Consider the following 13,605-nt stretch of genomic DNA (forward strand, 5'->3'; position numbering starts at 1 on the left):
CGTAAACAGGGGATTGGCGGGAAGCGAATGTTGCGGCGTTTGAAAATAATATTTGTAAAGAAAACGCCCCGGGCAGCAAGCCGACCGGGGCATTTTGATGCAAAAAATGGATTAATGCGCTTTTACGGTTTTCGCGCTGCGCTGCGTTTTAATCCAGTAACCGATGCCCAGAATGGCAATCCAGACCGGGATCAGCCAGACAGAAATCGCCATCCCCGGCGTTACTGCCATAATCACCAAAATCGCCGCCATAAAGAGCAGGCAGACCCAGTTGCCCAGCGGATAGAAGAGCGCCGGGAAGCGGGTTTTCACGCCCTGACTATCTTTCTTACGGCGGAATTTGATATGGGCAAGGCTAATCATGGCCCAGTTAATCACCAGCGCTGAGACGACCAGCGCCATCAGCAGGCCAAAGGCTTCGCCAGGCATCAGGTAGTTAATCACCACGCACAGCGCGGTGGTAACCGCAGACACCAGGATGGTATTGACCGGCACGCCGCGTCTGTCTACTTTCAGCAGCGATTTCGGCGCGTTGCCCTGCTGCGCCAGGCCGAACAGCATACGGCTGTTGCAGTATACGCAGCTGTTATAGACCGACAGCGCCGCCGTGAGGATAACGATATTCAGCGCATTCGCTACCAGCGAGTCGCCCAGCTCGTGGAAGATAAGCACAAACGGGCTGGTATCCGCGGTTACGCGCGTCCACGGCATCAGCGAAAGCAATACCGCCAGCGAGCCTACATAGAAGATGAGGATGCGATAGATAACCTGATTCGTTGCTTTCGGGATGCTGACTTCCGGGTTATCCGCTTCTGCCGCGGTAATGCCCACCAGTTCAAGGCCGCCGAAAGAGAACATGATGATAGCCATCATCATCACCAGCCCCATGGTGCCGTGCGGCAGGAAACCGCCTTGCTCCCAGAGGTTGCGCACGGTCGCCTGCGGGCCTGCGCCGCCGCTGAACAACAGCCAGCCGCCAAAGAGGATCATGGCGATAACAGCGACCACTTTGATAATCGCAAACCAGAACTCCATCTCACCGTACACTTTTACGTTGGTCAGGTTAATGGCGTTGATAAGCACGAAGAAGGCCGCCGCAGAAACCCATGTTGGGATCTCCGGCCACCAGAACTGAATATACTTGCCGACAGCGGTGAGTTCCGCCATTGCCACCAGAACGTAAAGCACCCAGTAGTTCCAGCCGGAAGCGAAACCGGCGAAACCGCCCCAGTATTTATAGGCAAAATGGCTGAAGGAGCCGGCTACCGGCTCATCAACCACCATTTCGCCAAGCTGGCGCATGATTAAAAATGCGATAAAGCCGGCAATCGCGTAGCCAAGGATAATGCCGGGACCCGCAGACTGGATAACGGATGCGCTGCCCAGAAAGAGCCCCGTTCCGATTGCTCCACCCAGCGCGATAAGCTGGATATGGCGGTTTTTAAGGCCGCGCTTCAGCGTTTCGCCGTGCTGTTGACCTTCCATAAGTGAACCTCGTGTGTGGTTGTTTCTCTTCAGCGTGGCCGCTGTAATTTATTAATTCCGTCGTTTGTAGTTTTTTCTTTACGGAGCAAAAACCGGAATTTTTATATAAATGCTTCCGTAGGGCCAAGAATAGTGATAAGCGCCCGCGAATGCACCTGCTTTCGCGAGGGGCACTGTCGGAGTGAATAAAAAGAAACCATTTGTAAATGGCGCGGTGCGGAGACGCTACGGGTCGATGAGGAAGATTAAGCTAAAAATACGCCTGGTTATTCATATAACTTTGTGGTGAATCGGTTCAGGATGAAAAGTTGTGCGTTTCGATAAAGTTAAAACTACTCCTTGCGAGGTAAATGGTTAATTTGTTCAAAGTTACATTTCTGAAACATCATTTCTGTAGGGTTGTTAAAATGTGCCTGCTTTCCTGATTTCAATCAAAACCAATATGGACAGAAGGTGAATACTTTGTTACTTTAGCGTCACGAACATGCAATTGGTCATACCAATTGACTCCGGGCGAATGGCAGAGACAGGGAACATGGCCTACAGCAAAATCCGCCAACCTAAACTTTCTGATGTGATTGAGCAGCAACTGGAGTTTCTCATCCTCGAAGGGACGCTGCGTCCCGGCGAAAAACTTCCTCCTGAACGTGAGCTGGCCAAACAGTTCGACGTTTCTCGTCCCTCCCTGCGAGAGGCTATCCAGCGTCTCGAGGCGAAGGGCCTGCTGCTTCGTCGCCAGGGTGGCGGCACGTTTGTCCAGAACAGTCTGTGGCAGAGCTTCAGCGACCCGCTAGTAGAACTGCTCTCCGATCATCCCGAATCCCAGTTTGACCTGCTTGAAACCCGCCACGCGCTGGAGGGCATCGCCGCGTATTACGCTGCGCTGCGCAGCACGGACGAGGATCGGGTGCGCATTCGCGAGTTGCATCACGCCATTGAGCTGGCGCAGCAGTCCGGCGATCTGGATGCGGAATCCGATGCAGTGATGAAGTACCAAATTGCGGTGACAGAAGCCGCGCACAACGTAGTGTTGCTACACTTGTTGCGCTGCATGGAGCCGATGCTCGCTCAGAATGTTCGCCAGAATTTCGAATTACTGTATGCCCGGCGGGAGATGCTTCCGCTGGTCAGCAGCCATCGCACCAGTATTTATGAGGCGATTATGGCGAGGGAGCCGGAGCAGGCGCGCGAAGCGTCTCACCGTCACCTGGCCTTCATTGAGGAAATCTTGCTGGACCGCAGCCGTGAGCAAAGTCGTCGTGAACGCTCACTGCGCCGCCTACAGCAACGTAAGGACTAAGCGCCAGTGTTTTAGAGCGCGGCAACTAAACGCAGAACCTGTCTTATTGTGCTTTTAGTTGTTCAAATAATTTGGGTTATATCGCGGCGGCAAGCGCGCGAATCCCCGGGAGCATAGCGAACTATGTGGCCGGGGTGAGGAAGCGCAGCCAACAAAGAGAAACCTAAAATATGAAGAACAAAGAGCGCAATGGGACAGGTTCCAGACAAATCAACGTATTAGAGAGATAAGGAATACCCCCATGTCAGAACGTTTCCAAAATGACGTGGATCCGATCGAAACTCGCGACTGGCTACAGGCGATCGAATCGGTCATCCGTGAAGAAGGTGTTGAGCGCGCTCAGTATCTGATCGACCAGTTACTCTCCGAAGCCCGCAAAGGCGGCGTGAAAGTAGCGGCTGGTACAGGGGCTAGCAACTACGTCAACACTATTGCCGTTGAAGATGAACCGGAATACCCGGGCAATCTGGACCTTGAGCGTCGTATTCGTTCTGCCATCCGCTGGAACGCCATTATGACCGTTCTGCGCGCGTCCAAAAAAGATCTGGAACTCGGCGGCCACATGGCTTCCTTCCAGTCTTCAGCGACCATTTATGAAGTGTGCTTTAACCACTTCTTCCGCGCTCGCAACGACAAAGACGGCGGCGATCTGGTTTACTTCCAGGGTCACATCTCTCCGGGCGTTTACGCGCGTGCTTTCGTTGAAGGCCGCCTGACCGAAGAGCAGATGAATAACTTCCGTCAGGAAGTGCACGGCAACGGCCTCTCTTCTTATCCGCACCCGAAACTGATGCCGGAATTCTGGCAGTTCCCGACCGTTTCCATGGGGCTGGGCCCGATCGGCGCTATCTACCAGGCAAAATTCCTGAAATATCTGGAACATCGCGGCCTGAAAGATACCTCTGAGCAGACCGTTTACGCGTTCCTCGGCGACGGTGAGATGGACGAGCCGGAATCCAAAGGCGCCATCACCATCGCGACCCGTGAGAAGCTGGACAACCTGGTCTTCGTTATCAACTGCAACCTGCAGCGTCTGGATGGTCCGGTAACCGGCAACGGCAAGATCATCAACGAACTGGAAGGCATCTTCAGCGGCGCTGGCTGGAACGTCATCAAAGTGATGTGGGGCTCCCGTTGGGATGAGCTGCTGCGTAAAGACACCAGCGGCAAGCTGATTCAGCTGATGAACGAAACCGTTGACGGCGACTATCAGACCTTCAAATCCAAAAACGGCGCCTACGTTCGCGAGCACTTCTTCGGTAAATACCCGGAGACCGCCGCGCTGGTCGCTGACTGGTCTGACGATGAGATTTGGGCGCTGAACCGCGGCGGCCACGATCCGAAGAAAATCTACGCTGCATTCAAAAAAGCGCAGGAAACCAAAGGCAAAGCGACCGTCATCCTTGCTCACACCGTTAAAGGTTACGGCATGGGCGACACCGCTGAAGGTAAAAACATCGCGCACCAGGTTAAGAAAATGAACATGGACGGCGTGCGTTACGTTCGCGACCGTTTCAGCGTTCCGGTAGCCGATGCTGACCTGGAAAAACTGCCGTACATCACCTTCCCGGAAGGCTCTGAAGAGTACAAATACCTGCATGAACGCCGTCAGGCGCTGCACGGTTATCTGCCGTCCCGTCAGCCGAACTTCACCGAGAAGCTTGAGCTGCCGACGCTGGAAGACTTCCGTTCTCTGCTGGAAGAGCAGAACAAAGAGATCTCCACCACCATCGCTTTCGTTCGCGCCCTGAACGTGATGCTGAAGAACAACTCGATCAAAGATCGTCTGGTTCCGATCATCGCCGACGAAGCGCGTACCTTCGGTATGGAAGGTCTGTTCCGTCAGATTGGTATCTACAGCCCGAACGGCCAGCAGTACACCCCGCAGGACCGTGAGCAGGTTGCTTACTATAAAGAAGACGAGAAAGGCCAGATTCTGCAGGAAGGGATCAACGAGCTGGGCGCAGGTTCTTCCTGGCTGGCGGCGGCGACCTCTTACAGCACCAACAACCTGCCGATGATCCCGTTCTACATCTACTACTCCATGTTCGGGTTCCAGCGTATCGGCGACCTGTGCTGGGCGGCGGGCGACCAGCAGGCGCGCGGCTTCCTGATCGGCGGCACCTCCGGTCGTACCACCCTGAACGGCGAAGGTCTGCAGCACGAAGATGGTCACAGCCACATTCAGTCTCTGACTATCCCGAACTGTATCTCTTACGACCCGGCTTACGCTTACGAAGTCGCTGTGATCATGCACGACGGTCTGGAGCGTATGTACGGTGAGAAACAAGAGAACGTTTACTACTACATCACCACGCTGAACGAAAACTACCACATGCCGGCGATGCCGCAGGGCGCCGAGGAAGGTATCCGTAAAGGTATCTACAAACTCGAAACCGTTGACGGCGCGAAAGGTAAAGTTCAGCTGCTGGGCTCCGGCTCTATCCTGCGTCACGTACGTGAAGCAGCGCAGATCCTGGCGAAAGACTACGGCATCGGTTCCGATGTTTACAGCGTTACCTCCTTCACTGAGCTGGCTCGTGACGGTCAGGATTGCGAGCGCTGGAACATGCTGCACCCGATGGAAACCCCGCGCGTTCCGTACATCGCTCAGGTGATGAACGATGCGCCGGCCGTGGCGTCCACTGACTATATGAAACTGTTCGCCGAGCAGGTTCGTACTTATGTACCGGCTGATGATTACCGCGTACTGGGTACCGACGGTTTCGGTCGCTCTGACAGCCGTGAAAACCTGCGTCACCACTTCGAAGTTGACGCTTCTTACGTGGTTGTAGCAGCGCTGGGCGAACTGGCTAAACGTGGCGAAATCGACAAGAAAGTGGTGGCGGAAGCAATCACCAAATTCAACATCGATGCAGATAAAGTCAACCCGCGTCTGGCATAAGAGGTAAAAGAAGAATGGCTATCGAAATCAATGTACCGGACATCGGGGCGGACGAAGTTGAAGTCACCGAGATCCTGGTCAAAGTGGGCGACAAAGTTGAAGCTGAACAGTCGCTGATCACCGTAGAAGGCGACAAAGCCTCTATGGAAGTGCCGTCTCCGCAGGCGGGCGTTGTTAAGGAGATCAAAGTCTCCGTTGGCGACAAAGTCGAGACCGGCAAACTGATCATGATTTTCGATTCCGCCGAGGGTGCAGCCGCCGCTGCACCTGCGCAGGAAGAGAAAAAAGAAGCGGCTCCGGCGCAGTCTGCTGCCCCGGCTGCTGCGGCTGCAAAAGAGGTTAACGTACCGGATATCGGCGGCGACGAAGTTGAAGTCACCGAAATCCTGGTTAAAGTGGGCGACCAGGTTACCGCTGAGCAGTCTCTTATCACCGTTGAAGGCGACAAAGCCTCTATGGAAGTGCCGGCGCCGTTCGCCGGTACGGTTAAAGAGATCAAAATCAACACGGGCGACAAAGTTTCCACCGGTTCTCTGATTATGGTCTTCGAGGTGGCGGGCGAAGCGCCGGCTGCGCAGGCTAAACCGACCGTTACCGAGCAGGCGGCAACCGCGCCGGCGGCTGCGGCGGGCGCGAAAGAGGTTAACGTACCGGATATCGGCGGCGACGAAGTTGAAGTCACCGAAGTGCTGGTGAAAGTGGGCGACAAAGTCTCCGCTGAACAGTCTCTTATCACCGTCGAAGGCGACAAAGCTTCCATGGAAGTTCCGGCGCCGTTCGCGGGCACTGTGAAAGAGCTGAAAGTGAATGTGGGCGACAAAGTCTCCACCGGCTCGCTGATTATGGTCTTTGAAGTGGAAGGCGCTGCACCTGCTGCTCCGGCGGCGAAACAGGAAGCGGCGGCGCCCGCTCCGGCTGCACAGCCTTCTAAACCGGCTGCTGCTCCGGCGGCAAAAGCGGAAGGCAAGTCTGAGTTCGCTGAGAACGACGCTTACGTACACGCCACCCCGCTGATTCGTCGCCTGGCGCGCGAATTCGGCGTTAACCTGGCGAAAGTGAAGGGCACCGGTCGTAAAGGCCGCATCCTGCGCGAAGACGTTCAGGCTTATGTGAAAGAGGCGGTTAAACGCGCTGAAGCGGCGCCTGCCGCCGCTGCCTCTGGCGGTTCTCTGCCGGGCCTGCTGCCGTGGCCGAAAGTGGACTTCAGCAAGTTTGGTGAAGTGGAAGAAGTGGAACTGGGCCGCATCCAGAAAATCTCTGGCGCGAACCTGAGCCGTAACTGGGTGATGATCCCGCACGTTACGCACTTCGACAAAACCGACATCACCGACCTGGAAGCGTTCCGTAAACAGCAGAACGCCGAAGCGGAGAAGCGTAAGCTGGATGTGAAGATAACCCCGGTGGTCTTCATCATGAAAGCTGTCGCCGCAGCGCTTGAGCAGATGCCGCGCTTCAACAGCTCCCTGTCCGAAGATGGCCAGCGTCTGACGCTGAAGAAATACATCAACATCGGCGTGGCGGTGGATACCCCGAACGGCCTGGTGGTTCCGGTGTTCAAAGACGTGAACAAGAAAGGCATCATCGAGCTGTCTCGCGAGCTGATGACCATTTCCAAAAAAGCGCGTGATGGTAAGCTGACCGCTGGCGAAATGCAGGGCGGCTGCTTCACCATCTCCAGCATCGGCGGCCTGGGCACCACCCACTTCGCGCCGATCGTCAACGCGCCGGAAGTGGCTATCCTGGGCGTCTCCAAATCGTCCATGGAACCGGTCTGGAATGGTAAAGAGTTCGCGCCGCGCCTGATGCTGCCGATCTCGCTTTCCTTCGACCACCGCGTGATCGACGGGGCTGATGGTGCGCGCTTTATCACCATCATCAACAACACGCTGTCTGACATTCGCCGTCTGGTGATGTAAGCGAAGAAGCCGGCCTGACGGCCGGCTTTTTTCTGATAATCTCGGGAGTTGCGTAAGATTATCGGCTGCTAAACAGGATTCGTTTGCCGTTTGTTGTTTCAAAATTGTTAACAATTTTGTAAAATGCGAGCGGATAGAACGTCCCGGTGGATGATGGGCGTAATAACAAAAGCGTCAGACCCGCCGGATATAAATTAAGAGGTCATGATGAGTACTGAAATCAAAACTCAGGTCGTGGTACTTGGGGCAGGCCCGGCAGGCTACTCTGCGGCCTTCCGTTGCGCGGATTTAGGTCTGGAAACCGTCATCGTAGAACGTTACAGCACCCTCGGCGGTGTTTGCCTGAACGTGGGTTGTATCCCTTCTAAAGCGCTGCTGCACGTAGCCAAAGTCATCGAAGAAGCGAAAGCGCTGGCGGAGCACGGTATCGTTTTTGGCGAGCCGAAAACCGATATCGACAAAATTCGCACCTGGAAAGAAAAAGTTATCAATCAGCTGACCGGTGGTCTGGCTGGTATGGCCAAAGGCCGTAAAGTGAAAGTGGTTAACGGCCTGGGTAAATTCACCGGCGCCAACACCCTGGAAGTTGAAGGCGAAAACGGCAAAACCGTTATCAACTTTGACAACGCCATCATCGCGGCGGGTTCCCGTCCGATTCAGCTGCCGTTTATTCCGCACGAAGATCCGCGCGTATGGGATTCCACTGATGCGCTGGAGCTGAAAGAAGTGCCGAAGCGCATGCTGGTCATGGGCGGCGGCATTATCGGTCTGGAGATGGGTACCGTTTACCACGCGCTGGGTTCAGAGATCGACGTGGTTGAAATGTTCGACCAGGTTATCCCGGCTGCCGATAAAGATGTCGTGAAAGTCTTCACCAAACGCATCAGCAAGAAATTCAACCTGATGCTGGAAACCAAAGTGACTGCCGTTGAAGCGAAAGAAGACGGTATCTACGTTTCCATGGAAGGCAAAAAAGCGCCGGCTGAAGCGCAGCGTTACGACGCCGTGCTGGTGGCTATCGGCCGCGTGCCGAACGGTAAAAACCTGGATGCGGGCAAAGCGGGCGTGGAAGTGGACGACCGCGGCTTCATCCGCGTTGACAAGCAGATGCGCACCAACGTGCCGCACATCTACGCTATCGGCGATATCGTCGGTCAGCCGATGCTGGCGCACAAAGGCGTTCACGAAGGCCACGTTGCCGCTGAAGTTATCGCGGGCATGAAGCACTACTTCGACCCGAAAGTGATCCCGTCCATCGCTTACACCGAGCCGGAAGTGGCATGGGTCGGTCTGACCGAGAAAGAAGCGAAAGAGAAAGGCATCAGCTACGAGACCGCCACCTTCCCGTGGGCAGCGTCGGGCCGTGCTATCGCTTCCGACTGCGCAGACGGTATGACCAAGCTGATTTTCGACAAAGAGACCCACCGTGTTATCGGCGGCGCGATTGTCGGCACCAACGGCGGCGAGCTGCTGGGTGAAATCGGTCTGGCTATCGAGATGGGCTGTGATGCTGAAGATATCGCACTCACCATCCACGCTCACCCGACTCTGCACGAGTCTGTGGGTCTGGCTGCTGAAATGTTCGAAGGCAGCATTACTGACCTGCCGAACCCGAAAGCGAAGAAAAAATAAGCCTCTTCGCTTTAGTGATAAACGCCTCTTCGGAGGCGTTTTTTATTCCCGCCTTACTCCTCCCGCTGCGTCATTCTTCCGTAACTACCTAATCTGGTAGGCAATTTTCGCTCAACCTTCATTTCTCGCTGCCGATATAAGGTTAAACAAGCTTACCGAGTGAGCTGTTCATTTATTGCTGTTGCCGTTAGCGGCGCACGGACAGGTATGCGCAGGACAAGGAATGCCGTTGAGTTTTGACCTTCTCTCAAATTGTGCCGCAGTTGTGCGGTCTCTACACACAATCTCACTGCATTTGGCTGGCGCGCCAGGCGTCCGGCTTTCTCTTTTTCGTCTCTCAGACGATTTCATCGACAAAAAAGGAAAAACTATGTCTTTTAAAAAGTTGGCTGCTGTTAGCGTGGTGTTGACCGCCTTTGCTCTCTCTGGTTGCGGCGCGATGACGACCGCTGTGAAAAAGCGTAACCTGGAAGTGAAAACCCAGATGAGCGAAACCGTCTGGCTGGAGCCTTCCTCTGAGAAAACGGTCTATATTCAGGTGAAAAACACCTCTGATAAAGATATGAGCAACCTGCAGACGCTGATTGCAAACGATCTTTCCGCGAAAGGTTACAAGGTGACCAGTTCGCCGGATACCGCTTACTACTGGGTGCAGGCTAACGTGCTGAAGGCCGACAAAATGGATCTGCGCGAATCGCAGAATTACCTGAAGAGCGGTTACGAAGGGGCGGCTATGGGCGCGGCGCTGGGGGCGGGCATCACCGCTTATAACAGCAACTCGTCGGGTGCGGCGCTGGGCGTAGGCCTGGCGGCGGGTCTGATTGGCCTGGCGGCTGACGCGATGGTGGAAGATGTTAACTACACCATGGTCACTGACCTGCAGATTTCAGAGCGCAGCAAAGCGGCGGTAACCACCGACAACATCGCAGCCCTGCGTCAGGGAACCTCCGGCATCAAACTGCAAACCAGCAGCGAGCAGGGTAACCGTGCGAAATACCAGACCCGTGTCGTTTCCACCGCTAACAAAGTTAATCTGAAGTTTGAAGAAGCGAAACCACAGCTCGAAGCGCAGCTGGCGAAATCGGTCGCCAATATTCTGTAACCGTAGCGATAACGGACCGCTGACCAGGGCGGTCCGTTAAGCCGTAGGCTATCGCCGCTGTGTTACGCTTCTGTCGCCGCAGCTACGGCTGACGCCGCAAACAAACCCGGCGGGTAACGCGCCTACGGCGCCACAAGCTGCCACTGCCCATCTGGCTTATAGACCGATACCGCTTGTGCTTTTTCCGTCGTGTCGGGGCCAAGGTCCGCCTGCCAGACGTCGTCGTCGCCGTTAATCATAAAGCTCATTATGCCGCTTTCCCCATAACTGACCGGCCAGGCAATCATCGCAAAGCCGTTACGGTTATCAGGCAGAATGCGAAAATGGTAGCCGTGATATCCCACGCCCGGTTCTTTTGGGCTAAAAGCGGGGCCAAGCGGGCTGGGGGATTCCCCGGGTTTGACTGGCCAGTAAAGGCCATCTTTTTTCCCGGAAGTGCTAACGATTTTTTCCGCATAGCGTTGATGCATCGCGTAATAACGTTGTTGCGCATCCACATAGGCGTGCAGCGCCTCGATAGCGGCCAACTCGTTGCGGCCAATGGCGCGAGTCAATATTTCATCCTCCGCCGCCTGCATATCAAATCGCCAGCCTTCTGCCGCTTTTATCAGCGGAATCGGCAGCTGCCAGCCGTTATCGCCAACCACCAGGTGCGCGGTATTGCCTTGCTGAACGATACGATGGCCGGTTTTCCAGTCGCGCAGAAAACGCGCAACGGCCTCGGGATCAACCCCTTCAGGAGGTAAAAATTGTCGCCAGTCTTCGCCGAGAAGTTGATTCAGCGCGGTTTCGTTTTGTTGTTCAATCGCCTGCGTCAGCGCATCGGCAGCCTGTTCCGGGGTAGTGAATGGCTGATTGGCGAAGGCGTGAACGGAGACCATGAACAACGCCAGCGCAGTGAGTCGTTTTAGCTTCATTTTCTGTCCCTTAGCGATGGCGGTTAAAGTCGCGGTTTTCAGCGCGTCGCTCTCTGGCGGGCGCGCGCTCCCGATTTGTCGACGCATATTGACGGCTCAGCATTCCGCGCTGTTGTTGCGCCTGCCAGCTGGCTGAGCGGCTGTCGTTACCGCTTAACGCATTCGCGCGCGCCGTGTTATAGCGAGTCGGTGACGGACGCGCCGCAGAGATGGCTTCACGCTGGGGTTTATTCGCCCGCTGCGTTTTCTGCGGGCGGTTGGCCTGTTGCTGCGCGCGGGGTTTATCGGTGTCGTAGCCCCGGTAGTTATTGCGTTGCGCTATCTGTTTTAGCTGCTGATTCGCCGCCTGCCGCTGCGCATCTTTTGTGGCCGGGCGTGGCGTTGACGTCCGGTTTTTACCGGCGGCTTGCTGGAGCTGCGCCATGGCTGCCTGTCGCTGGCTATCCCGGTTAACCGGTTTCGGCGAAACGGCGTTTACGCTTGCTGCGGCGTTGGCGCGATACTGCGTGGCGACACGGTTGTCAGAGTAGGGAACGCCGTTGCGATAGGCGGGATTATGCTGCCAGCGCAACGCGTTATCGACGCGATGCTCTCCGGTTATCTTGTTGAAATTATTTACATTGATGTTGATGTTGTCGCCATCGTGGTAATAGCCGTCACCGTGATGATGGTCGTCATGGTCATCGTCGTCCCAGTCGATACTGCTGAACAGCGCATAGGTCGTCGCGACGCCGAGGCTGTAACCCAATCCTTTAACGAAGCTCTCGCCGAATTGCTCGCCAGGCGTCGGCGGCAGGTAAACCGGCGGGTAAGTGGCGTTCGGCCACGTGCCGTAGACCGTCGCCGGGTTATAGGTCGGCACATAAACAACCTGCGGATCGGCGGGTTCGATTTTAATAATCGTCGGGCTGCTGGCGGGTTGCGGTGCTGCCCCGTTAGCTTGTTTTGTCGGGGCAGGCGTTGCCGCTTTTGTCGTCGTGGTGACTTTCTGCTGCGCAGTGGAGGTCAGCGCGCCGGTTTGCTGAGCCAGTGCGCGCAGCCTTTGCACCGAGTCCATCACATCGTTGGGCTGCGCCAGGAATGCGTCGCCGAGATTTTGCACCCACTGCGGGTTTTCACCCAGCAATGACATGAGCTGCGGGAAGGCGACCAGCGATTTTACGCTCGCGTCCCAGGGCTGGTTCTTAGCCGCCTCTATCGCCGCATCGCCCTGCAGTCTGGGGTTATCCCGCGACCACTGCACCGCCTGAAGCACATTCGCCGGGTAAGTCGCCGCCATCAAAATTTGCGACAGCAGCGCGTCAGGGTAGAGCGCGACGGGCGCAACCCATTGGTCAATTTGCGCGGCCGTATAAGTGGGCGAGACAGGCGTTACGGGAGTGGGCTGGTTCGGTGCCGACGCGGTGGCGGCAGGCTGAGTTTGCGCTGGTGCGACAGGCGCGGTTTCGTTCACAGCCGCAGGCGTCTGGCTTTTTACGAATAGCGCGCCTGAGGCCGCCAGGAGCCCGGCGCTGCATAGCAGGGCAAACAGATGTGGCTTGAAAGGCAACTTCATAGGAAACTCCGACGAGAGCGATGCCATAGGGCGTTTGGGGTGCCGCGAGTATATCCTTCGTTTTTTTGCGGTTTTAGCTTTAACTGGCGATGAACCGCATCCGTCCAAATAAAACTGTGAGTATTTATTGCACAATTATAAGCGACAATAAATTTGCCGCTGTGATGTCGCCTGAAAGACCGCCCTTGCGGGCGGTCAGGAGCGTAATTGCCTAAGTTCAGGATGAACCGAATGTGGATGTCTGAAATGTTCCAGCCGCCCTGCATCAGCGCCATCGCTGCGCTTAATACAATGAGAAGCGTATAGAGCAAACGCATTTCCATTGCGCGTAATCCCTTGCGGGCTACCTCGATTCCTTCTTCATCGGGAAAGGCAGAACCAGGCAAGGGTGTTGTACTTGCCACGTAGGGTCAGAGAACTGCTTCCGGGCCCGGTGACTGGCTGCTACGCCAGCGAAGCAGGCCAGCGGGCAAGGTAAACCGTTTTTTCCAGGGCTGAAAGCCGTTTTAAAGCGTTGCATTGGCTTACATGTAAATTCCGAAAGCGGTGCGCAAATCGTACAGTTCGACTTGCCCCTTTTTTTAACCGATGGCATGATTCATTTCGTGTTGTACTTGCCACATAACCTGTGTGAAGGTGCCTGCTACCACCCGCGCACAACAAGAAGACCGCCGTCAGGCGGTTTTTTTGTGCCTGAAATCTCACTTCTGAAACGCGTTATGCGTTGCTTAACGATTCAGCAAATATTTAATGTTGCTTTTTTGTAAACAGATTAACAGAGACCCCAATTCCT

At 55.4% G+C, this 13,605-nt stretch carries 9 protein-coding genes; 5 read left to right on the top strand and 4 right to left on the bottom strand.

Annotation, left to right across the window (positions count from 1 at the left end):
• Window positions 1-111: 111 nt before the first annotated feature.
• Window positions 112-1,485 carry an aromatic amino acid transporter AroP gene (gene aroP, locus IEX01_RS13600; RefSeq protein WP_024558282.1) on the bottom strand — a complete coding sequence of 458 codons (1,374 nt, stop codon included), beginning with the start codon at window positions 1,483-1,485 and terminating at the stop codon, window positions 112-114.
• A gap of 535 nt (window positions 1,486-2,020) precedes the next feature.
• Between aroP and pdhR the strand changes: the two genes are divergently transcribed.
• From pdhR to traT, 5 genes are all read left to right on the top strand, one after another.
• Entirely contained in the window at window positions 2,021-2,785 is a 765-nt protein-coding gene (gene pdhR, locus IEX01_RS13605) for a pyruvate dehydrogenase complex transcriptional repressor PdhR (protein WP_024558283.1), read from the top strand.
• Window positions 2,786-3,026: 241 nt separating this feature from the next.
• A complete protein-coding gene (aceE, locus tag IEX01_RS13610) occupies window positions 3,027-5,690 on the top strand; it encodes a pyruvate dehydrogenase (acetyl-transferring), homodimeric type (protein WP_024558284.1) in 2,664 nt (887 codons plus the stop codon).
• A gap of 14 nt (window positions 5,691-5,704) precedes the next feature.
• Window positions 5,705-7,606: a pyruvate dehydrogenase complex dihydrolipoyllysine-residue acetyltransferase gene (gene aceF / locus IEX01_RS13615; protein WP_188724031.1), complete on the top strand. Its 1,902-nt coding sequence runs from the start codon at window positions 5,705-5,707 to the stop codon at window positions 7,604-7,606.
• A 207-nt stretch (window positions 7,607-7,813) separates the two neighbouring features.
• Window positions 7,814-9,238, top strand: coding sequence for a dihydrolipoyl dehydrogenase (gene lpdA / locus IEX01_RS13620; RefSeq protein WP_188724032.1), 1,425 nt, complete (start codon window positions 7,814-7,816; stop codon window positions 9,236-9,238).
• 370 nt (window positions 9,239-9,608) lie between these two features.
• Window positions 9,609-10,340: a conjugal transfer complement resistance protein TraT gene (gene traT / locus IEX01_RS13625; RefSeq protein ID WP_024558286.1), complete on the top strand. Its 732-nt coding sequence runs from the start codon at window positions 9,609-9,611 to the stop codon at window positions 10,338-10,340.
• A gap of 122 nt (window positions 10,341-10,462) precedes the next feature.
• Here traT and IEX01_RS13630 read toward each other — a convergent pair whose 3' ends face one another.
• The 3 genes from IEX01_RS13630 to IEX01_RS13640 are packed head-to-tail and all read right to left on the bottom strand — an operon-like array spanning window position 10,463 to window position 13,135.
• A complete protein-coding gene (locus IEX01_RS13630; RefSeq protein ID WP_188724033.1) occupies window positions 10,463-11,257 on the bottom strand; it encodes a DUF2950 family protein in 795 nt (264 codons plus the stop codon).
• A 10-nt stretch (window positions 11,258-11,267) separates the two neighbouring features.
• Window positions 11,268-12,812 (bottom strand): DUF3300 domain-containing protein, encoded by a 1,545-nt coding sequence (locus tag IEX01_RS13635; RefSeq protein ID WP_188724034.1) that lies wholly within the window; start codon window positions 12,810-12,812, stop codon window positions 11,268-11,270.
• Entirely contained in the window at window positions 12,809-13,135 is a 327-nt protein-coding gene (locus IEX01_RS13640; protein WP_048887705.1) for a hypothetical protein, read from the bottom strand. The genes IEX01_RS13635 and IEX01_RS13640 overlap by 4 nt, the downstream gene beginning before the upstream one ends.
• Between the last annotated feature and the right edge of the window lie 470 nt (window positions 13,136-13,605).

The organism is Franconibacter daqui (assembly GCF_014644275.1).
Taxonomy (GTDB): domain Bacteria; phylum Pseudomonadota; class Gammaproteobacteria; order Enterobacterales; family Enterobacteriaceae; genus Franconibacter; species Franconibacter pulveris.